The organism is Aquabacterium sp. (assembly GCF_044226965.1).
Classification (GTDB): Bacteria; Pseudomonadota; Gammaproteobacteria; order Burkholderiales; family Burkholderiaceae_C; genus Pseudaquabacterium.
Window position 1 is genome coordinate 55,913 of the sequence record NZ_JBGAGA010000016.1, and the last position, 21,168, is coordinate 77,080.

The following is a 21,168-nucleotide window of genomic DNA, read 5'->3' on the forward strand; positions in this document are numbered from 1 at the left end:
CCCGGCATTGCCGGGCTCGTCAGGGGGTTGCCGAGGCCTGCGGTGCTCAGAGCACCTGGGCGATGGCGGCCACCACCGGTTCGATGTTGCGGGTGTTCAGCGCCGCCACGCAGATGCGGCCGGAATCCACGCCGTAGATGGCGAACTCGTTGCGCAGGCGCTGCATCTGCGCGGCGCTGAGACCCGAGTAGCTGAACATGCCACGCTGGCGTGTGATGAAGCTGAAGTCCTGCTTCACGCCGGCGGCCGCCAGCTTCTCGGCCAGCAGGCTGCGCATCTGCTTGATGCGCTGGCGCATGGCGGCGAGTTCTTCTTCCCACATCTTGCGCAGCGCCGGCGTTTCCAGCACGGTGGCGACCACCTGCGCACCATGGGTTGGCGGGTTCGAGTAGTTGGTGCGGATCACGATCTTCAGCTGCGACAGCACGCGCGCGGCTTCTTCCTTGCTGCTGCAGACGACACTGAGGGCGCCCACGCGCTCGCCGTACAGCGAAAAGCTCTTCGAGAACGAGGTCGAGACAAAGAAGTCCAGGCCCGCAGCCAGGAACTGCTGCACCACCGCGCCGTCCTCGGCAATGCCGTCGCCGAAGCCCTGGTAGGCCATGTCCAGGAAGGGCACCAGCTGGCGCGACTTCAGCACGGCGATGACCTGGTCCCACTGGGCCGGCGAGATGTCGTAGCCCGTGGGGTTGTGGCAGCAGGCATGCAGCACGACGATGGTGCCGGATGCCGCGGCGTTCAGCGCGTCCAGCATCGCATCGAAGCGGACGCCGCGGTTTTCCGCGTCGTAGTAGGGGTAGGTGTCGACCACGAAGCCGGCGTTGGTGAACAGCGCGCGGTGGTTCTCCCAACTCGGGTCGCTGATCAGCACCTTCGCGCCCGGGTTCAGCTTCTTCAGGAAGTCGGCGCCCAGCTTGAGACCACCCGTGCCGCCCAGGGCCTGCACGGTGGCCACGCGGCCTTGCCTGAGCACGTCGCTGTCGGCGCCGAACACCAGGCCCTGCACCGCCTTGTCGTAGGCGGCAATGCCGTCGATGGGCAGGTAGCCGCGCGGCTTGGTGGCCTCGACCAGCTGTTTTTCGGCGGCCTGCACGCATTGCAGGAGGGGCAGCTTGCCGTTCTCGTCGAAGTACACCCCGACGCCGAGGTTGACCTTGGCCGGGTTGGTGTCGGCGGCAAATTGCTCGTTCAGGCCCAGGATCGGGTCGCGGGGGGCCATGTCGACGGCGGCAAACAGCGTCATGAGGGAAACATCCTGTCAGAAGGGTGGCAGCAGACCCCGGCCCTGCTGCGCTACGCTGTCAGGCTGACAGCGCGCGCCGGCGCGCAATGCCGCGGGAATCGCGGATTTTAGATGACACCTTCAGGGATTACCCGATGAGCCAACTTGCCGAAGCGGAAGCCGCGACGCTGCCGGAAGGGCAGTTCCTGAGCTTTCCCGATTCGCCGTTCCAGCTGTTCCAGCCCTATCCGCCGGCCGGAGACCAGCCGACGGCCATCGAGCAGCTGGTGGAAGGCGTCCACGATGGCCTTGCCTACCAGACGCTGCTGGGGGTGACGGGCTCGGGCAAGACCTTCACGATGGCCAACGTGATCGCCCGGCTGGGCCGGCCGGCCATCGTGTTCGCGCCCAACAAGACGCTGGCCGCCCAGCTGTACAGCGAGTTTCGCGAGTTCTTTCCCCGCAATGCGGTCGAGTATTTCGTCAGTTATTACGACTACTACCAGCCCGAGGCCTACGTGCCGCAGCGCGATCTGTTCATCGAGAAGGACTCCTCGATCAACGAGCACATCGAGCAGATGCGCCTGTCGGCCACCAAGAGCGTGCTGGAGCGGCGCGACACGGTGATCGTGGCCACCGTCAGCGCGATCTACGGCATCGGCAAGCCCGAGGACTACACGCAGATGCGCTTCATCGTCCGGGTGGGCGACAAGATCGGCCAGCGCGACGTCATCGCGCAGCTGGTGCGCATGCAGTACACGCGCAACGAGTTGGACTTCTCGCGCGGTTCGTTCCGGGTCCGTGGCGACACGATCGACGTGTTCCCGGCCGAGCACAGCGAGCTGGCCGTGCGGCTGGAACTGTTCGACGACGAGGTCGAAAGCCTCTCGCTGCTGGACCCGCTGACCGGCCAGGTGCGCCAGAAGGTGCCGCGCTTCACCATCTACCCGTCCAGCCACTACGTGACGCCGCGCGAGCGGGTGCTGGCCGCCATCGAGAGCATCAAGGTCGAGCTGCGCGAACGCCTGGCCGAGTTCGTCGCGGCGGGCAAGCTGGTCGAGGCGCAGCGGCTGGAGCAGCGTACCCGTTTCGACCTCGAGATGATGCAGGAGGTGGGCCACTGCAAGGGCATCGAGAACTACACCCGGCACCTGTCCGGCGCCAAGCCGGGTGAACCTCCGCCGACCCTGGTGGACTACCTGCCGCGCGACGCGATCATGTTCCTGGACGAGAGCCATGTGCTGATCGGCCAGCTCGGCGGCATGTACAACGGCGACCGGGCGCGCAAGACCGTGCTGGCCGAGTACGGCTTCCGTCTGCCCAGTGCGCTGGACAACCGGCCGCTGAAGTTCGAGGAGTTCGAAGCCAAGATGCGCCAGGCGATCTTCGTCTCTGCGACGCCGGCCGACTACGAGAAGCAGCATGCCGGCCAGGTGGTGGAGCAGCTGGTGCGGCCCACCGGGCTGGTCGATCCGATCGTCGAGGTACGGCCGGCCACGCGGCAGGTGGACGACGTGCTGCAGGAGATCCGCGACCGGGTCGAGGTCCATGAGCGTGTGCTGATCACCACGCTGACCAAGCGCATGGCTGAGCAGCTGACGGATTACTTGAGCGACAACGGCGTGAAGGTGCGCTACCTGCACTCCGACGTCGACACGGTGGAGCGTGTGGAGATCATCCGCGACCTGCGGCTGGGTGTGTTCGACGTGCTGGTGGGCATCAACCTGCTGCGCGAAGGGCTGGACATTCCGGAGGTCTCGCTGGTCGCGATCCTCGATGCGGACAAGGAAGGCTTCCTGCGCGCCGAGCGCAGCCTGATCCAGACCATTGGCCGGGCGGCGCGCCATGTCAATGGCCGCGCGATCCTGTACGCCGACAGGATCACCGATTCGATGAAGAAGGCGCTCGACGAGACCAGCCGCCGGCGCGAGAAGCAGATCGCGCACAACACCGCGATGGGCATCGTGCCGCGCAGCGTGACCAAGCAGGTCAAGGAGCTGATCGACGGCATCGTCAACGCGCAGGACGACAAGAGCAAGGTCAAGGGCATGGTCGATGCCGCGGCAGGCGAGGGCCTGTCCGAGAAGGACCTGTCCAAGCGCATCAAGCTGCTCGAGAAGCAGATGCTCGAGTTCGCGAAGAACCTGGAGTTCGAGAAGGCCGCCCGGGTGCGCGACCAACTGGCCGACCTGCGCCAGCAGGCCTTCGGTGGCGGCGGCGCGCACGACACGAATGTCGTGCCGCTGGCGAGCGCAAGGCCGGCGCGGCGCTGAGCGCGCTGGCGCGGCGCCTCAGTCCGATCCGGGTTTCCCGGTCGGGCTGACCCCTCTGGGGACCGGCCCACAGGGCCGTAGGGGCTGACTCAGGCGGCGGTGCGGAACATGCGCACCGCTTCTGCCACACCCTCGGCCTGGCTGTTCAACGAGGCAGCGGCGGCGGCCAGCTGCTCGACCATCGCGGCGTTCTGCTGCGTCAGGTTGTCCAGTTCGCTGACTGCGCCGTGGATCTGGCTGACGCCCTGGGACTGATCCGACGCCGCGCTGCTGATTTCGCCGATCAGCGCCTGCACGCGGCTGACCGCGTCGCGCGTGCGGCGGGTGCAGTCCCCGGTGGATTGCGCGAGGGCGCTGCCCGCCTCGATCTGGTTGGACGAATCCTCGATCAGCTTCTTGATCTCGCGCGAGGCGCTCGAGGTGCGCTGGGCCAGCGCCCGCACCTCGGCGGCCACCACCGCAAAGCCGCGACCGGCTTCGCCGGCACGGGCGGCCTCCACAGCGGCATTCAGCGCCAGCAGGTTGGTCTGGAACGAGATGCCGTCGATCACCCCGATGATTTCGCCGATGCGCTGCGACGAAGCCTGGATGTCGGCCATGCGCGCCGCGACATCCTGCGCGGCACGGCCGCTCTGGTCGGCCACCTCGGCGGCCTCCTGCGCCAGCTGCGTGGCGGTGTGCGCGGTCTCCGCGGTGTGACGCACGTTGCCGGTGATCTGTTCGAGAGAGGCGGCGGTCTGTTGCAGGTTGCCCGACTGCGTCTCGGTGCGGTTGCCCAGGTCCTGGTTGCCGGCGGCGATCTCGCGCGAGGCCAGCGTCATGCCCTCGACTTCGCGCCGCACATCGCCGACGATGGCCTGCAGGTTCACGTTGAGCTGTGACAGGCTGCGGGCCAGCTGCCCCACCTCGTCCAGGCGCCTGGCGGGCAGGTGCTGCGTCAGGTCGCCGGCACACATGCGGCGGGCCACCGCCGTCGCCTCGCGCAGCGGACGTACGGTGGCCTGCCGCAGCCAGGCCGCACCGGCGGCGCTGACGGCCAGGGCCGCCAGCATGGGCCAGGGCGCCGGCACCTGGCCGACCAGCAACACGGCAGTGCCGGCGCTGGCGGCACCGAGGGCCAGCGCCGTGGCAGCCACGCGGGCACCAAGGCCCCAGTCCAGCGAGCGCAGCACGCGGGCGCGCAAGCCGGGCAACCGGAGCTCGCCGCGATGCAGCCGGACCTGTGCCTGCCCGGCAGCGGCCTCCTGGCGCATGCGCGCGTACAGCGCCTCGGCGGCCTGGACTTCCTCGCGCGCAGGGCGGGTGCGCACCGACATGTAGCCCACCCGTTGGCCGCGTTCGAGCACTGGCGTCACGTTGGCGCGCACCCAGTAGTGGTCGCCGTTCTTGCGCCGGTTCTTGACCAGGGCGGTCCAGGGTTCGCCGCTTTCCAGCGTTTGCCACATGTCGCGGAAGGCCTCGGCCGGCANAACGTTGCCGGTGATCTGTTCGAGAGAGGCGGCGGTCTGTTGCAGGTTGCCCGACTGCGTCTCGGTGCGGTTGCCCAGGTCCTGGTTGCCGGCGGCGATCTCGCGCGAGGCCAGCGTCATGCCCTCGACTTCGCGCCGCACATCGCCGACGATGGCCTGCAGGTTCACGTTGAGCTGTGACAGGCTGCGGGCCAGCTGCCCCACCTCGTCCAGGCGCCTGGCGGGCAGGTGCTGCGTCAGGTCGCCGGCACACATGCGGCGGGCCACCGCCGTCGCCTCGCGCAGCGGACGTACGGTGGCCTGCCGCAGCCAGGCCGCACCGGCGGCGCTGACGGCCAGGGCCGCCAGCATGGGCCAGGGCGCCGGCACCTGGCCGACCAGCAACACGGCAGTGCCGGCGCTGGCCGCACCGAGGGCCAGCGCCGTGGCAGCCACGCGGGCACCATGGCCCCAGTCCAGCGAGCGCAGCACGCGGGCGCGCAAGCCGGGCAACCGGAGCTCGCCGCGATGCAGCCGGACCTGTGCCTGCCCGGCAGCGGCCTCCTGGCGCATGCGCGCGTACAGCGCCTCGGCGGCCTGGACTTCCTCGCGCGCAGGGCGGGTGCGCACCGACATGTAGCCCACCCGTTGGCCGCGTTCGAGCACTGGCGTCACGTTGGCGCGCACCCAGTAGTGGTCGCCGTTCTTGCGCCGGTTCTTGACCAGGGCGGTCCAGGGTTCGCCGCTTTCCAGCGTTTGCCACATGTCGCGGAAGGCCTCGGCCGGCATGTCCGGGTGGCGGATGAGGTTGTGCGGCTGGCCCATCAACTCATCACGTGCATAGCCGCTGACTTCGACGAACGCCGGATTGCAGTAGGTGATGCGGCTCTTCAAGTCCGTCGCGGACACCAGCGTGATGCCTTCAGGCGGCAGGTATTCGTGATGTGTCACCGGTCCGGTGTTTCGCATGGCTGTCGTCTTTGTCCAGTTCGTGTGGGCCCCGTTGCCTCACACCGGGTTATCGGCCGCAGCCCTCATGATTTGACACAGGACTCGTCGGGACTTCTGGCCCAGGGTGCGCCCGCATTGATCTTGCGCAAGGCGGCGCCAGGCGAAAGCTGGGCGGGCGCTGCGTTATCCTGAAGCGTGCCCTTCGCCCTGCCGTCCTTCCTGTCGCGCCGCCCGGTCGTGAAGCCCACGAACGTGTTGATGGTCTGCCTGGGCAACATCTGCCGCTCGCCCACCGCCGAAGCCGTGCTGCGAACCAAGCTGCTGCGGGCGGGGCTGGACGCCCAGGTGGGTGTGGCCTCGGCCGGCACCCATGGCGAGCGTGGCCGCCCACCCGACGCACGCGCCGCGGCCGCCGCGGCGCGGCGCGGCTACGACCTGTCGGGCATTCGGTCGCGCCGGCTGATCGATCAGGACTTCGACCGTTTCGACCTCGTGCTGGCCATGGACCTGGACAACCTGGAGGTGCTGATGTCGCGCTGCCCGGCGGACCAGCAGCGTCGCGTCGGCCTGCTGCTGCCCTTTGCGCCGGGTGCCGCGGCGCAGGCCGAAGTGCCGGATCCGTACTACGGGGGACCGGCGGGATTCGATCGCGTGCTCGATCTCATCGAGCCCGCCTGCGAAGGGCTGCTGGCAAATTTGCAGAGGCAATTGGCGGGAACTTCCTGAGTCAATGCCGACCAAAAAAGTCGGCTTCAGGTATACTTGACTACGGCAGTCGGATAACCGCTGCCAAGCCTCGTACACGCGTCGGCTGCGCGCCGATCTGACCGCCGAATCCCTGCTGTCCGATCGTTTTGCTGCGGCGCGATACCGCAGGCACTCAGGAGAACCCCCATGCGTCTGACCACCAAAGGCAGATTTGCCGTGACCGCGATGATCGATCTGGCCCTGCGCTCGAACAACGGGCCAGTTGCGCTGGCCGCCATCAGCCAGCGCCAGCAGATCTCGTTGTCCTACCTGGAACAACTGTTCGGCAAGCTGCGCCGGCACGAACTGGTCGAAAGCACGCGTGGCCCGGGCGGCGGCTATTCGCTGGGTCGGCGCTCCGATGAAATCACCGTGGCCGACATCATCGTCGCGGTCGATGAGCCGATCGACGCCACCGGCTGCGGCGGCAAGGAAAACTGCATGGGCGAGGACGCCGGTCGCTGCATGACGCACGACCTGTGGGCCAGCCTGAACCAGAAGATGATCGAGTACCTCGATTCGATCTCGCTGAAGAAGCTGGTCGATGATCAGCTGGCCAAGGGCGTGTCGATCGAGGAAGCGCCGATCAAGCGTGCGATCTCCAGCGTGCCGGTGGTCAAGCCGATCAAGGTGACCGCGCCGAATTCGGTGTTCGCACTCGGCAACGCTCTGTCCAAGTAAGCCACCCAACGCTTCTCGTCCTTCAGCTCCACCATGACCCCGCATTTCCCGATCTACCTGGATTACGGCGCCACGACGCCGGTGGACCCGCGTGTCGTCGACGCGATGATTCCGTGGTTGCGCGAGCATTTCGGCAACCCGGCGTCTCGCAGCCATGCCTGGGGCTGGGAAGCGGAAGAGATCGTCGAGAAGTCGCGGGCCCAGGTGGCCAGTCTCGTCGGCGCGGACCCGCGCGAGATCGTCTGGACCTCGGGCGCCACCGAGTCCAACAACCTCGCGATCAAGGGCGCCGCGCAGTTCTACAAGACCCGCGGCAAGCACCTCATCACGGTGAAGACCGAGCACAAGGCCGTGCTCGACACGATGCGCGAGATGGAGCGCCAGGGCTTCGAGGTGACCTACCTCGACGTGCAGGAAGACGGGCTGCTCGATCTCGATCGTTTCAAGGCCGCGCTGCGGCCGGACACCATCCTGGTGTCGGTGATGTTCGTGAACAACGAGATCGGCGTGATCCAGGACATCCCGGCCATCGGGGCGATGTGCCGCGAGCGCGGCATCATCTTCCACGTCGACGCGGCGCAGGCCACCGGCAAGGTGGCGATCGATCTGGCCAAGCTGCCGGTCGACCTGATGAGCCTGGCCTCGCACAAGACCTACGGCCCCAAGGGCATTGGCGCGCTGTACGTGCGGCGCAAGCCGCGCGTGCGCATCGAGGCGCAGATGCACGGCGGCGGCCATGAGCGCGGCATGCGCTCGGGCACCTTGCCCACGCACCAGATCGTCGGCATGGGCGAGGCGTTCCGCCTGGCGCAGGAGGAAATGGGCACCGAGATCGAGCGCATCCGCATGCTGCACAACCGCTTGCGCACGGGCTTGTCCGAGATCGAGCAGGTGTTCATCAACGGCGATCTCGAGCGCCGCGTGCCGCACAACCTGAACATGTCCTTCAACTTCGTCGAGGGCGAGTCGCTGATCATGGGCGTCAAGGGCCTGGCGGTGTCCTCGGGCTCTGCCTGCACGTCTGCCAGCCTGGAGCCGAGCTATGTGCTGCGCGCGCTGGGCCGCAGCGACGAACTCGCCCATTCGAGCCTGCGCATGACCATCGGCCGCTTCACCACCGAGGCCGAGATCGACTATGCGGTGAGCACGCTGAAGGACCGCGTCGCCAAGCTGCGCGAGCTGTCGCCGCTGTGGGAGATGTACCGCGACGGCGTGGACTTGAGCACGATCCAGTGGACGGCCCACTGATCGTTCATTCGAGCGCGAGACAATTCGAATCGTTGGAGTACTGACATGGCATACAGCGACAAGGTCATCGACCACTACGAGAACCCGCGCAACGTCGGCTCGTTCGAGAAGGGCGACGAGACGGTGGGCACTGGCATGGTCGGCGCGCCGGCCTGCGGTGACGTGATGAAGCTGCAGATCAAGGTGAACCCGGCCACCGGGCTGATCGAGGACGCACGCTTCAAGACCTACGGCTGCGGCTCGGCCATCGCGTCGAGTTCGCTGGTGACCGAATGGGTCAAGGGCAAGACGCTCGAGCAGGCCATGTCGATCAAGAACACGACGATTGCCGAAGAGCTCGCGCTGCCGCCGGTCAAGATCCACTGCTCGATCCTGGCGGAAGACGCGATCAAGGCGGCGGTGAAGGACTACCAGGCCAAGCATGGCGAGGCGGCGCCGGCCGAGGCTGCCCGTGCCGGCTGACGCGACCATGGCTGTCACGTTGTCGGAGGCCGCGGCGCGGCATGTGTCGCGCTACATCAGCAAACGCGGCAAGGGCGTCGGCGTGCGCCTGGGCGTGAAGACCACCGGCTGTTCGGGCCTGGCCTACAAGCTCGAATACGCCGACGAGATCGCGCCGGAAGACCATGTGTTCGAAGGCCATGGCGTGAAGGTGCTGGTCGACCCGAAGAGCCTGCCTTACATCGACGGCACCGAACTCGATTTCGTGCGCGAAGGCCTGAACGAAGGCTTCAAGTTCCACAACCCGCGCGAGAAGGATCGCTGCGGCTGCGGCGAGTCCTTCCGCGTCTAGCACGCTCCACCGCTGCCTTCGAGCCAGGCGCGGCGCACTAGCCCGCGCCTTTGTTTTGCCCTGCCACCGATGAAGCTCGACGACGACGATTTCACGCTGTTCGGCCTGCCGCAGCGCTTTGCGCTCGATGCGGCGCTGCTCGACCAGCGCTGGCGGGCCTTGCAGGCCGAGGTGCACCCGGACCGCTTCGTCAGCGAAGGCACCGCCGCCCAGCGCCTTGCGATGCAATGGGCCGTGCGCGTGAACGAGGCCTATCGCCGCCTGAAGAATCCGCTGCAGCGCGGCGCCTACCTGTGCGAGCTGCGCGGTGCGTCCATCGATGCGGAGAACAACACCGCGATGCCACCGGCCTTCCTGATGCAGCAGATGGCCTGGCGCGAAGCGCTGGACGAGGCGGCCGATGCCGCGGCAGTGGAAGCGTTGGACGCTGAGGTCGCGACCGAGGCGTCGGCCATGGTCGAGCGGCTGGGCGCCTTGCTCGATGACGCACAGGACGCGCCGCAGGCCGCACAGCAGGTGAGGGCGCTGATGTTCGTGCAGCGTTTTCGCGACGACATCCAACGGCGCCTGGAACTGCTGGACGCCTGAGAACAAGACCGAGACAAGACGAGCACGCCGATGGCCTTGCTGCAAATCTCCGAACCCGGGCAGGCGCCCGATCCGCATGCGCGACGCATTGCGGTGGGCATCGACCTCGGCACCACGCACTCGCTGGTGGCCGCCGTGCGGCACGGCGTTGCCGAATGCCTGCCGGACGCCCAGGGCCGCGTGATCCTGCCATCGGTGGTGCGCTACCTGCCCGAGGGACGGCGCCAGATCGGCTTCGATGCGCACGCCGCCCAGGGCGAAGACCCCGAGAACACGATCGTCTCGGTCAAGCGCTTCATGGGTCGCAGCCTGGCCGACATCCAAGGCCATGCGCGGCTGCCCTACCGCTTCGTCGACCAGCCCGGCATGGTGGCGCTGGACACGCGGGCGGGGCGCAAGACGCCGGTGGAGGTGTCGGCCGAGATCCTGGCCAGCCTGCGCCAGCGCGCCGAGGACACCTTCAACGACGACCTCTACGGCGCGGTGATCACGGTGCCGGCCTACTTCGACGACGCCCAGCGCCAGGCCACGAAGGACGCGGCGCAGCTGGCCGGGTTGAACGTGCTGCGCCTGATCAACGAGCCCACCGCCGCGGCGGTGGCCTACGGGCTGGATAACGGCAGCGAGGGCCTCTACGCGGTGTACGACCTGGGCGGCGGCACCTTCGACATCTCGCTGCTGCGACTCTCGCGCGGCGTGTTCGAGGTGGTGGCCGCCGGCGGCGATGCCAGCCTGGGCGGCGACGACTTCGATCAAGCGCTGGCCGACTGGGCGCTGCAGCAGGCCGGCGTGGCCGCCGTGTCGCCGCAGGACAAGCGTCAGGTGCTGGTGGCCGCGCGCGCCGCCAAGGAAGCGCTGACCGATGCCGAGCAGGCGGTTCTAACTTGCAAGATAGGCGGCCAGGCGATCGAGGTCCCGGTCTCGCGCGAACGCTTCGATGCGCTGACCCGCCCGCTGGTCGACCGCACGCTGGCCGCGGTGCGCAAGGTGCTGCGCGATGCGCGGCTGGCCAAGACCGAGGTGCAGGGCGTGGTGATGGTCGGTGGCTCCACCCGCATGCCGGCGGTGCGCACGGCGGTGGGCGAGCTGTTCGGCAAGCCGCCGCTGGTCGACCTGAATCCCGACGAGGTGGTGGCCATCGGCGCGGCGATCCAGGCCAATGCGCTGGCCGGCAATGCGCGCGATGGCGAACTGCTGCTGCTGGACGTGATCCCGCTGTCGCTGGGCATCGAGACCATGGGCGGGCTGGTCGAGCGCATCGTCGAGCGCAACACCACGATTCCCGTTGGCAAGGCGCAGGACTTCACCACCTTCAAGGACGGCCAGACCGCGATGGCCATCCATGTGGTGCAGGGCGAGCGGGAGAAGGTCAGTGACTGCCGCTCGCTGGCGCGCTTCGAGCTGCGTGGCATTCCACCGATGGTGGCTGGCGCGGCGCGCATCCGCGTCAGTTTCCAGGTCGATGCGGATGGCCTGCTCAGCGTTTCTGCCCGCGAACTGGGCTCAGGCGTCGAGGCGGCGGTGGTCGTCAAGCCCAGCTACGGCCTGGCCGACGATGACATCGCCCGCATGCTGCGCGAGGGCTTCAGCCATGCCGAGGTCGACATGCAGTCGCGGCGCCTGGCCGAAGCGCGCGTGGAGGCGCAACGCATGGCGCTGGCCACGCAGTCGGCGCTGGCGGCGGACGGCGAACTGCTGGACGACACCGAGCGAGCGGCCATCGATGCGCTGCTGGCCACGCTGAGCCACGTCGCCGCCTCGGAGGATTCGGCCGCGATAGATGCCGCCGTCGAGGCGCTGGCCAAGGGTACCGAGGGCTTTGCCGCCGCCCGCATGAACCGTGGCATCCGTGCCGCACTCACTGGCCGCAAGGTCGAAGACATCTGATTGCAGGCCGCCCGATGCCGATCATCAAGATCCTGCCCCACCCCGAGTACTGCCCGCAGGGCGACAGCATCGAGGCGCCGCGTGGCACCTCGATCTGCGAGGCGCTGCTGGACAACGGCATCGCGATCGAGCATGCCTGCGAGATGAGCTGTGCCTGCACCACCTGCCACGTGGTGGTGCGCCAGGGCTTCGATTCGTTGAACGAGCTCGACGAAAGCGAGGAAGACATGCTCGACCGCGCCTGGGGCCTGGAGCCGCAGTCGCGCCTGAGCTGCCAGGCCATCCTGGCCGACGAGGACGTGACGATCGAGATCCCGAAGTACTCGATCAACCACGCCAAGGAAAACCACTGAGCCCCGGCAGCGAGCCGCTCAGGTGTGGGTCACCCAGTCGCTGAAGCTTGCACCGTCCAGGTGCGGCAGGGTGTTGTAGGTGACCAGCGCGTGGCGTTTGGGCGTGTAGACCAGCTCGGTCACCGAGCTGTTGCGGATGCGCAGGTTCAGCTCGATCGTCGTCTCGGGCGGTGTGTTCAGCAGCAGGCCCACCGCGGTGGAGATCGGGCCGCCGCTGGAGACGATCAGCACGTCGCCGCTGCAGCGCGTGCGCACATGGTCCAGCGCGCCTGACACGCCGGCCACGAACTCGGCGTAGCTCGGCATGCCGGCGGGTTGTGTCTCGCCGGCCATCCACTTCTGCAGGCCGTCGCGCAGCAGGCGGAAGTGGTGGCGCACCATTTCGGGAGAGTCAGGCTTCTTCAGTGGCTGCGGATGCACCGTGGCGATCACCGCATGGCTGTCGTATTCGTTCAGTCCGGGCCACAGCAGCGGCACCTGCTGCACCTGCATGCCCTCGGCAATGGCCGCGTAGCTTTGCGCATGGCGCTGCAAGGTGCCGGTGAGCACCGCTTCGAAGGCGAAGCCACGCTCGTGGAAATACTCGCCCAGCCGCACGCATTGCCGATGCCCCATCGGGCTGAGCTGGTCGTAATTGGCCGCCCCGAACGAGGCCTGGCCGTGGCGCACCAGAAAGAGTCGTCCCATGAGCGTGATTGTGAAGGGCCGCCCGCCGGACGCCCTGTCGCCGCCGTGACCCGCAGAAAAAAACCCCCCGGTGTCGGCCGGGGGGTTGGACGAAAGGGCCAGGCCCTGCTGAGGAGATAGACAGACGCCGTTTCCGAGCGTCGAGCAGACGTCAGCAAGGCCCGTGCCAGCCCATCCGGGGTCAGGCCGCCTGCTCGACGTGGCCGTGCCGCGTGTACAGGAAGTCGAGCACCTCCTTGCGGCAATGCACGTAGTGCGCGTCTTCGGCCAGCTCAACCCGGTTGCGTGGGCGCGGCAGGTCGACGCGGAGGATCTCGCCGATGGTCGCGGCCGGGCCGTTGGTCATCATCACGATGCGGTCGGACAGCAGCACCGCCTCGTCGACATCGTGCGTCACCATCACCACGGTGCTCTGCGTGCGCGCGACGATCTTCAGCAGCTCGTCCTGCAGGTGCGCGCGCGTCAGCGCATCGAGCGCGCCGAAGGGCTCGTCCATCAGCAGCACCTTGGGCTCCATCGCCAGCGCGCGGGCAATGCCCACACGCTGCTTCATGCCGCCGGACACCTCGTGCGGCCGCTTGTGCACCGCGTGGCCCATGCCCACCAGCTCGAGTGCGGCCCGGGTGCGGGCCTTCAGTTCCGTCTTGCCTTCGGTGGCGCCGAACACGCGCTCGACGGCGAGGTAGACGTTCTCGAAGCAGGTGAGCCACGGCAGCAGCGAATGGTTCTGGAACACCACCGCGCGTTCGGGCCCCGGGGCGTTGATCTCGCGGTTGTCGCACAGCAGCACGCCCGAGGAGGGCAGCAGCAGCCCTGCGATCAGGTTCAGCAGCGTGGACTTGCCACAGCCCGAATGCCCGATCAGCGTGATGAACTCGCCCTTGGCCACGCTGAGATCGATCTGGCGCAGCGCATGGAAGCGGCCCTTGCGGGTGTTGAACACCATCTCGGCGTTCTGCACCTGGATGAAGTGGTCGGTGTTGCTCATGTCGGTCGGTTCCTTGCGTCAGTCGTCGAACGAGAAGCGCCTGGCGATGGCCATCAGCGCCTGCTCGAGCGCGAGGCCGACGATGCCGATCACGAAGATCGCGATGATGATGTGCTGGACGTTGAGGTTGTTCCACTCGTCCCACACCCAGAAGCCGATGCCCACGCCGCCGGTCAGCATCTCGGCCGCCACGATCACCAGCCAGGCCGTGCCCACCGACAGACGCACGCCGGTCAGCATGTAGGGCAGCACCGCCGGGAACAGGATGCGCGTGATGACCTTCCACTCGCTCAGGTTCAGCACCTTCGCGACGTTCAGGTAGTCCGCCGGCACCCGCTGCACGCCGACCGCGGTGTTGATGATCATCGGCCAGATCGAGCAGATGAAGATGGTCCAGATCGCCGCCGGGTTGGCCGACTTGAACACCAGCAGCCCGATCGGCAGCCAAGCCAGCGGCGACACCGGCCGCAGCAGGCTGACCAGCGGCGAGACCATGCGGTTCAGGAACTCGAAGCGGCCGAGCAGGAAACCCATCGGGATGCCGACCAGCGCGGCCATGCCGAAGCCCAGTGCCACGCGTTGGAGCGAGCTCAGGATGTTCCAACCGATGCCCTGGTCATTCGGGCCCTTCTGGTAGAACGGATCGGAGAAGAGCTTGACCGCCGCATCGAAGGTCTGCGCCGGCGTCGGGAAGCCGCTGCTTTTGATGGTTAGCAGCGCCCACACGCCGATCAGCAATGCAATGCCGGCCACCGGCGGCAGGACCCTGAGGGCCAGCGCGCGCCAGTCGATCGGCTCGCGCCGCGGGCGCGGCGTGGCGGGTGCGCTGGCCGGCGTGTCAGGCGCTACGCCCGAAGCGGCGGCCGCGCTGGCACGCGCGGGTGATGGCTGTGCGCGCTGCTGGTCGGCAGCCGCGGCTTCTAGCGGGGAATGGAACACGGCGGACACCATGGTGTTCTCCTCGGCGGCCCGTCAGGCCTTGATCTTGAACGAATCGGCGTACTTCGAGGGGTCCTTGCCGTCCCACACCACGCCGTCGATCAGCTTCGACGTGCGCAGCGGCTCCTTCGGCACGCTGACCTTCATCGCCGTGGCGGCTTCCTTGTACAGATCGATCTGGTTGATCTGCCTAGCCACCGCCAGGTAGTCGGGGTGCTCCTTGAGCAGGCCCCAGCGCTTGTGCTGGGTCAGGAACCACATGCCGTCACTCAGGTAGGGGAAGTTCACCGCCCCGTCGTTGAAGAACTTCATGTGGTTGGGGTCGTCCCAGGTCTTGCCCAGGCCGTTCTGGTAGCGGCCCAGGATGCGCTGGTTGATGGCGTCGACACCGGTGTTGACGTAGGCCTTGTCGGCCACCGTCTCGGCCATCTTCATCTTGTTCTGCAGGCTGGCATCGATCCAGCGGCTGGCCTCGAGCACGGCCATCATCACCGCCCGCGTCGTGTGGGGGTATTTCTTGGCGAACTCCGAGGTCGTGCCCAGCACTTTCTCGGGGTGATCCTTCCAGATGTCCTGGGTGGTGTTGGCCGTGATGCCGATGCCGTCCATGATGGCCCGGTGGTTCCACGGCTCGCCGACGCAGAATCCGTCCATGTTGCCCACGCGCATGTTGGCCACCATCTGCGGCGGCGGCACGGTGATCAGCTTGGCGCCGTTGACGGGATTGATGCCGGCGGCCGCCAGCCAGTAGTGCATCCACATCGCGTGGGTGCCTGTCGGGAAGGTGCCGGCAAAGGTGTACTCGCGCTTTTCCTTGGCCATCACCTTGGCCAGCGAGGGGCCGTCGACGGCGCCCTTGTCGGCCAGCGCCTTCGACAGCGTGATGGCCTGGCCGTTGTTGTTCAGGCTCATCAGCACGGCCATGTCCTTCTTCGGGCCGGCAATGCCCAGGTGCACGCCATACACCAGGCCGTACAGCACATGGGCCATGTCCAGCTCGCCGTTGACCAGCTTGTCGCGCACGCCGGCCCAGGAGGCTTCCTTGGTCGGCACGATCTTCACGCCGTACTTCTTGTCGAAGCCCAGCACCGAGGCCATCACCACGCTGGCGCAATCGGTGAGCGGAATGAAGCCGATGCGCACTTCCTCCTTCTCGGGCTTGTCCGAGCCGGCGGCGTAGACAGCGGCCTGCAACCCCGGGATCAGGCCGGCGGCGCCGGCCGTGGCGGCTGTCGCGGCAGCGGCCTTGATGACATTGCGGCGTCCCATGTCGATGGCGTCCTTCTGGCTCGATGGCATCGTGATCTCTCGTCCGAAACACAAAACAAAAAGGCGTCCGCACCTAACAGCCAAAGGCTGCGGTGGGGACGCCGTCGTCCAGCCCGTGCCGCATCGACCTTGATGCGGCACGGGCGTCAATCAAAAGATCGCCGTTGATCTTTCTCGCAGGGGGTCTTGCAATCGGCGTGCCAGCATCTGTGGCCGACATGGCTTGCTGCGCCGCACCAGAACAGGGTGTGCCGTGCTGCCAGGAGGCGCTGCAGTGGCGCGCCGGTGCACCGGCTTCGGCCGCTTCAGCCGAGCAGGTCCATTGCGTCGATCATGCGCTGGGCCAGCTCGGCGAGCTTCAGTCCCTTGTCCATCGCGGTCTTGCGCAGGCGGGCGTAGGCCTCTTCCTCGCTGAGGCCGTGGCGCTTCATCAGGGCGCCCTTGGCCCGCTCGATCAGCTTGCGGTCGTTGAGCTGGCTGCGTGCATCGGCCAACTCGCGGCGAATCGACTCCTCGACCTGGAAGCGTGCCATGGCCACGTCGAGCACCGGCTTCACCCGCGCTGGCGCGAGGCCGGCCACCACGTAGGCGGTGACGCCGGCGGCGATCGCGTCCTTCATGTGGGTGGTGTCGCTGTCGTCGGTGAACAGCACGATGGGCCGGCGCGCCTCGCGCGTGGCCATCACCACATGCTCGAGCGTGTCGCGCGCCTGGCTCTCGGCGTCGACGATGATCAGGTCGGGCTGGATCTGTGCCAGCCGATCGGGCAGGAACATGTCCGAAGGCAGCACGGCAACGATGTTGTAGCCGCCTTCGAGCAGCCCGATGCGCAGCTGGCGCGAGCGCTCGGCCGCGCCCCGGTCTTCGGGATCGGCGTCGGCGTCCGGCACCAGCGATTCGGGGGCGACGATGACAATGCGCAGCGCTGCGGCGGGATCGGCCATGCCGGGTTTGCCAGCAACATCCGAGCCAGTGGCCTGCCGCGCCGCTGGAGCGCGGGCCCTACACTGCGGCCCGATGAATGTGCTGGGCATCGAGTCTTCCTGCGACGAAACCGGCGTGGCGCTGGTCAGCAGCCTGGGCAATGGCGTGCCGCGATTGCGTGCACACGCGCTGCACACCCAGGTGCAGATGCACCAGGCCTATGGCGGGGTGGTGCCCGAGCTGGCCTCGCGCGACCACATCCGCCGCGTGCTGCCCCTGGCGCGCGAGGTGCTCGCGCAGGCCGGCAGCACGCTGGACGAGGTCGACGTGGTGGCCTTCACCCGCGGGCCGGGACTGGCCGGCGCGCTGCTGGTCGGCGCCGGTGTGGCCTGCGCGCTGGCCGCAGCGCTGGGCAGGCCGACCTTGGGCGTGCACCACCTCGAAGGGCACCTGCTGTCGCCTTTCCTGTCGGCCGACCCGCCCGAGTTCCCGTTCGTCGCGCTGCTGGTGTCGGGCGGGCACACCCAGCTGATGCGGGTGGACGCGGTGGGATCCTACGAATTGCTGGGCGAGACGATCGACGATGCGGCTGGCGAGGCCTTCGACAAGTCGGCCAAGCTGCTGGGCCTGGGCTATCCCGGCGGGCCGGCGCTGGCACGGCTGGCCACGCAGGGCAGGGCGGATGCGTATGCCTTGCCGCGCCCGCTGCTGCACAGCGGCGACCTCGACTTTTCCTTCGCCGGCCTGAAGACCGCGGTGCTGACGCAGCACCGCAAGCTCGGGCCCGAGCCCACGGCGGCGCAGGTGGCCGACCTGGCGGCCTCCACGCAAGCCGCGATCGTCGAGGTGCTGGTGAAGAAGGCGCTGAATGCGCTGAAGACCGCCGGGCTGAAGCGGCTGGTGGTCTCGGGTGGCGTCGGCGCTAACGCAGAATTGAGGCGGCAGCTGGACGAGGCCGCCGCACGCCGCGGCTGGCGGGTGCACTACCCTGAGCTGGCGCTTTGCACCGACAACGGCGCGATGATCGCGCTGGCCGCGGCGATGCGGCTGGCAGCCGGCGCCTCGCAGGCCACGAAGGACTATGCCTTCGACGTGCGGCCACGCTGGCCGCTGGCCGAGATCAGTTGACCTGTATCCTTCGCTTGACCCATGCCGCTGCAATTGGCAGCGGCATTCTCGTTTCCAGGACTCTCTTTCTCTGCTGATGACACGTGATTTCCTGGCCCGCCGGGGCCTTGTACTGGCGCCGCTGGCCGCCCTGTCCTCCCGCCTGGCTGCGGCGGCCGAGCCGGCGGTGTCGCCGATCAGGCTGGCGCTGATCGAAGGCCTGTCGGGCGCCTTCGCCAATGCCGGCGAAGCCGTCTTCCGCAACCTGCTGTGGGCGGTGGAACGTGTCAACCAGCGCGGTGGCGTGCGCCTGCCCGGTGGCAGCCGGCCGCTGGAACTGCTGCGCATGGACAGCAAGGGCAGTTCGGAGGAGGCACTGGGCCTTCTGCGCAACGCGGTGGACCAGCGAATCGGCTTCATCCTGCAGGGCAACAGTTCGGCCGTGGCATCGGCCTTGATCGAGGCGCTGAACAAGCACAACGATCGCGAGCCCGGTCGCCGCGCCTTGCTGCTGAATTACTCGGCCGTCGAACCCGCGCTGACGAACGAGCGCTGCAGCTTCTGGCACTTCCGCTTCGACGCCCATGCCGACATGCGGCTGGCAGCCCTGATGTCGGTGCTGAAGGATGACCGCGCCTTGCAGCGCGTGTACCTGATCGGCCAGGACTACAGCTTCGGCCAGTACGTGGCGAAACAGGCGCGCGCGATGATCGAGGCGCGCCGGCCCGACATCCAGATCGTCGGCGACGAGTTGCACCCGATGGGCCGGGTCAAGGACTTCCTGCCCTATGCCACCAAGATCCGCGCGAGCGGTGCGCAGGCCGTGGTCACCGGCAACTGGGGCAACGACCTGACCTTGCTGGTGAAGGCGGTGCGCGAGCTCGGCGTGCCGGTCAAGTTCTACACCTTCTACGGCAATGCGCTGGGCGTGCCGGGCGTTCTCGGCGAGGCCGGCGTCGGCGCGGTGCTGGCGGTGGCCGAATGGCACCCGAATGCCGGCGGCGCGGCCTCGGACGCGCTGGTCGAGCGCTTTCACCAGCGCTTTCCCGATCCGAAGGACGACTACCTGCATGCCCGCATGCAGGCGATGATCGAACTGCTGGTGCAGGCGATCGAGCGTGCCCGCAGCACGGAGGCGACCGCGGTGGCGCGCGCCCTCGAAGGCCTGAAACTCGATGCCGCGCCGCTGGGCGGCGTGCACGAAGGCTGGATGCGCGCCGAGGACCACCAGTTCCAGCAGCCGCTCTACGTCAGCGTGATGGACAAGCAGGGCGCAGCTGGCGTGCAGCACGATGTCGAAGGCTCGGGCTACGGCTTTCGCACGCTGCGCCGGCTGGACGCTCGCCAGGCCGAGCTGCCTTCCAACTGCAAGATGACGCGGCCGGATTGATCGGCTGCCGGAGACGATGACGATGCGCGAACTGATCCGCGATCTGCCGGCCTCGAAGATCCGCGAGGTGGCCAATGCCGGCATGGGCCGCAACGACGTGCTGGCCTTCTGGTTCGGCGAGAGCGACGAAGTCACGCCCGACAGCGTGCGCCGCGCCGCGGCCGAATCCCTGGCGCGCGGCGAGACCTTCTACTCGCACAACCTCGGGTTGGCCGAGTTGCGCGACGCGCTGCGCGCCTATACCGCCGGCTTGCATGGCGACCCGGGCGAAGACCGCATCGCGGTGACGTCCTCCGGCGTCACCGCGCTGATGCTGGCGATGCAATTGCTGGTCGGCGCCGGCGACGAGGTGGTCGTGATCGCGCCGGTGTGGCCGAACCTGCCGGCGCAACCCGCCATCCTGGGCGCGCAGGTGCGGCGCGTGCCGCTGGCGCCCGATGTTCAGGGCGCCTGGCGGTTGGACCTGCAGCGCGTGCTCGACGCGGTGACGCCCGCCACCCGCGTGCTGCTGCTGAACGCGCCGAACAACCCCACCGGTTGGACGCTGACACGCGCCGAGCAGCAGGCGCTGCTCGACCATTGCCGGCGCACCGGCACCTGGATCGTTGCCGACGAGGTCTACGAGCGCGTGTGGTTCGGGCCGGGTCGCGCGGCACCGAGCTTCCTGGACCTGGCCACGCCGCAGGACCGGCTGGTGGTGGTGCACAGCTTCTCCAAGAGCTTCCTGATGACCGGCTGGCGCCTGGGCTGGCTGGTGCTGCCCGAGGGCCACCTCGACGCCATGGGCAAGCTGATCGAGTTCAACAGCTCCTGCGCGCCGGTGTTCGTGCAGCGCGGCGGCCTGGCCGCGCTGGCAGAGGCCGAGCAGGCGGTGCCGGCGCTGGTCAGCCATCTGCAGGCTTGCCGCGACCGGCTGTGCCAGGCGCTGCTCGCCTTGCCCGGCGTGCGGCTGGCCGTGCCCGACGGGGGCATGTACGCCTTCCTGCAGATGCCCGGTGCCACCGATTCGCTGGCCTGCGCCAAGCGACTGGTGGCCGAGCATGGGCTGGGCCTGGCGCCTGGCGCGGCCTTCGGTGACGAGGGCGAGGGCTGGCTGCGCTGGTGCTTCGCCTCGCGCGACCCTGCGCGGCTCGACCAGGGCGTGCTGCGGCTGAAATCCGCTTTGGGCCTATAATCCGCGGGTTTTGCACCTTCCAAGGTGCGAATCAAGCACGGCGCGGGTCGGTTTCACCCGCTGCCGCAAGTGGCAACCGGAAACCGCATCGGCCTGAAGCAACGGGGCCGGACTGTGCGGCTTCCACATCCAGGAACACCAACATGTCCGTGGCCAATATCAACCGGGCCGAGATCGTCAAGTCCAACGCACGCGCCGCCAACGATACCGGCTCGCCGGAAGTGCAAGTGGCGCTGCTGACCGCCCGCATCAACGAACTGACCCCCCACTTCAAGACCCACTTGAAGGACCACCATGGCCGTCGCGGCCTGCTGAGGATGGTGAGCCGCCGGCGCAAGCTGCTGGACTACCTGAAGGGCAAGGACGCGGACCGCTATACCGCGCTGATCCAGAAGCTCGGCCTGCGCAAGTAAGCCACGCATGACACGAAGAGCCTTGAGCTGGTCCTGCCAGTCAAGGCTCTTTCGTCTTTGGAGCGTGCCGCACCAGTCGCTGCTGT

General features: G+C 67.9%; 20 protein-coding genes. 13 read left to right on the top strand and 7 right to left on the bottom strand.

Translation table 11 applies throughout. The annotated features are described in order from the left end of the window. Window positions 1–46 precede the first annotated feature (46 nt). Window positions 47–1,243 (bottom strand): amino acid aminotransferase, encoded by a 1,197-nt coding sequence (locus ACILR4_RS09765; RefSeq protein WP_395700656.1) that lies wholly within the window; start codon window positions 1,241–1,243, stop codon window positions 47–49. Window positions 1,244–1,377: 134 nt separating this feature from the next. Here ACILR4_RS09765 and uvrB point away from each other — a divergent pair, with 134 nt between their 5' ends. Next, entirely contained in the window at window positions 1,378–3,495 is a 2,118-nt protein-coding gene (gene uvrB / locus ACILR4_RS09770; RefSeq protein ID WP_395700657.1) for an excinuclease ABC subunit UvrB, read from the top strand. Between the two features lie 89 nt (window positions 3,496–3,584). Here uvrB and ACILR4_RS09775 read toward each other — a convergent pair whose 3' ends face one another. Next, window positions 3,585–5,912, bottom strand: coding sequence for a methyl-accepting chemotaxis protein (locus ACILR4_RS09775; protein WP_395700658.1), 2,328 nt, complete (start codon window positions 5,910–5,912; stop codon window positions 3,585–3,587). Window positions 5,913–6,089: 177 nt separating this feature from the next. On the opposite strand from ACILR4_RS09775, the gene ACILR4_RS09780 reads away from it, so the two are divergent. The 8 genes from ACILR4_RS09780 (at window position 6,090) to fdx (ending at window position 12,191) form a co-directional block, all read left to right on the top strand. Beyond that, window positions 6,090–6,620 (top strand): low molecular weight protein-tyrosine-phosphatase, encoded by a 531-nt coding sequence (locus ACILR4_RS09780; protein ID WP_395700659.1) that lies wholly within the window; start codon window positions 6,090–6,092, stop codon window positions 6,618–6,620. A gap of 168 nt (window positions 6,621–6,788) precedes the next feature. Continuing rightward, the gene (iscR, locus tag ACILR4_RS09785; protein WP_395700660.1) at window positions 6,789–7,322 is read left to right on the top strand and encodes a Fe-S cluster assembly transcriptional regulator IscR; all 534 of its coding nucleotides are present in this window, start codon (window positions 6,789–6,791) and stop codon (window positions 7,320–7,322) included. A gap of 33 nt (window positions 7,323–7,355) precedes the next feature. Further along, window positions 7,356–8,570: an IscS subfamily cysteine desulfurase gene (locus tag ACILR4_RS09790; RefSeq protein WP_395700661.1), complete on the top strand. Its 1,215-nt coding sequence runs from the start codon at window positions 7,356–7,358 to the stop codon at window positions 8,568–8,570. A 45-nt stretch (window positions 8,571–8,615) separates the two neighbouring features. After that, window positions 8,616–9,032 carry a Fe-S cluster assembly scaffold IscU gene (iscU, locus tag ACILR4_RS09795; protein ID WP_395700662.1) on the top strand — a complete coding sequence of 139 codons (417 nt, stop codon included), beginning with the start codon at window positions 8,616–8,618 and terminating at the stop codon, window positions 9,030–9,032. A gap of 7 nt (window positions 9,033–9,039) precedes the next feature. Then, window positions 9,040–9,363, top strand: coding sequence for an iron-sulfur cluster assembly protein IscA (gene iscA, locus ACILR4_RS09800; RefSeq protein WP_395700663.1), 324 nt, complete (start codon window positions 9,040–9,042; stop codon window positions 9,361–9,363). A 69-nt stretch (window positions 9,364–9,432) separates the two neighbouring features. Then, a complete protein-coding gene (gene hscB, locus ACILR4_RS09805) occupies window positions 9,433–9,951 on the top strand; it encodes a Fe-S protein assembly co-chaperone HscB (RefSeq protein ID WP_395700664.1) in 519 nt (172 codons plus the stop codon). Window positions 9,952–9,981: 30 nt separating this feature from the next. Then, window positions 9,982–11,838, top strand: coding sequence for a Fe-S protein assembly chaperone HscA (gene hscA, locus ACILR4_RS09810; protein ID WP_395700665.1), 1,857 nt, complete (start codon window positions 9,982–9,984; stop codon window positions 11,836–11,838). Between the two features lie 14 nt (window positions 11,839–11,852). Then, window positions 11,853–12,191, top strand: a complete 339-nt coding sequence (gene fdx, locus ACILR4_RS09815; RefSeq protein ID WP_395700666.1) for an ISC system 2Fe-2S type ferredoxin — start codon at window positions 11,853–11,855, stop codon at window positions 12,189–12,191. A gap of 18 nt (window positions 12,192–12,209) precedes the next feature. Here fdx and ACILR4_RS09820 read toward each other — a convergent pair whose 3' ends face one another. The 5 genes from ACILR4_RS09820 to ACILR4_RS09840 all read right to left on the bottom strand — a co-directional run bounded on the left by ACILR4_RS09820 (window position 12,210) and on the right by ACILR4_RS09840 (window position 17,018). Beyond that, on the bottom strand, window positions 12,210–12,878 hold the full coding sequence (locus ACILR4_RS09820) for a histidine phosphatase family protein (RefSeq protein WP_395700667.1): 669 nt from the start codon (window positions 12,876–12,878) through the stop codon (window positions 12,210–12,212). Window positions 12,879–13,059: 181 nt separating this feature from the next. Continuing rightward, on the bottom strand, window positions 13,060–13,866 hold the full coding sequence (locus ACILR4_RS09825; RefSeq protein ID WP_395700668.1) for an ABC transporter ATP-binding protein: 807 nt from the start codon (window positions 13,864–13,866) through the stop codon (window positions 13,060–13,062). 18 nt (window positions 13,867–13,884) lie between these two features. After that, window positions 13,885–14,817: a nitrate ABC transporter permease gene (ntrB, locus tag ACILR4_RS09830; RefSeq protein ID WP_395700669.1), complete on the bottom strand. Its 933-nt coding sequence runs from the start codon at window positions 14,815–14,817 to the stop codon at window positions 13,885–13,887. A 21-nt stretch (window positions 14,818–14,838) separates the two neighbouring features. Further along, window positions 14,839–16,074, bottom strand: coding sequence for a CmpA/NrtA family ABC transporter substrate-binding protein (locus ACILR4_RS09835; RefSeq protein ID WP_395700699.1), 1,236 nt, complete (start codon window positions 16,072–16,074; stop codon window positions 14,839–14,841). Between the two features lie 305 nt (window positions 16,075–16,379). Then, window positions 16,380–17,018: an ANTAR domain-containing response regulator gene (locus ACILR4_RS09840; RefSeq protein WP_395700670.1), complete on the bottom strand. Its 639-nt coding sequence runs from the start codon at window positions 17,016–17,018 to the stop codon at window positions 16,380–16,382. Window positions 17,019–17,091: 73 nt separating this feature from the next. On the opposite strand from ACILR4_RS09840, the gene tsaD reads away from it, so the two are divergent. From tsaD to rpsO, 4 genes are all read left to right on the top strand, one after another. Then, complete coding sequence (tsaD, locus tag ACILR4_RS09845) at window positions 17,092–18,126, top strand: tRNA (adenosine(37)-N6)-threonylcarbamoyltransferase complex transferase subunit TsaD (RefSeq protein ID WP_395700671.1); 1,035 nt, start codon at window positions 17,092–17,094, stop codon at window positions 18,124–18,126. A 76-nt stretch (window positions 18,127–18,202) separates the two neighbouring features. Beyond that, on the top strand, window positions 18,203–19,495 hold the full coding sequence (locus tag ACILR4_RS09850; protein ID WP_395700672.1) for a branched-chain amino acid ABC transporter substrate-binding protein: 1,293 nt from the start codon (window positions 18,203–18,205) through the stop codon (window positions 19,493–19,495). A gap of 22 nt (window positions 19,496–19,517) precedes the next feature. Continuing rightward, complete coding sequence (locus tag ACILR4_RS09855; RefSeq protein ID WP_395700673.1) at window positions 19,518–20,669, top strand: pyridoxal phosphate-dependent aminotransferase; 1,152 nt, start codon at window positions 19,518–19,520, stop codon at window positions 20,667–20,669. A 143-nt stretch (window positions 20,670–20,812) separates the two neighbouring features. Next, entirely contained in the window at window positions 20,813–21,082 is a 270-nt protein-coding gene (gene rpsO, locus ACILR4_RS09860) for a 30S ribosomal protein S15 (protein ID WP_395700674.1), read from the top strand. Window positions 21,083–21,168 lie beyond the last annotated feature (86 nt).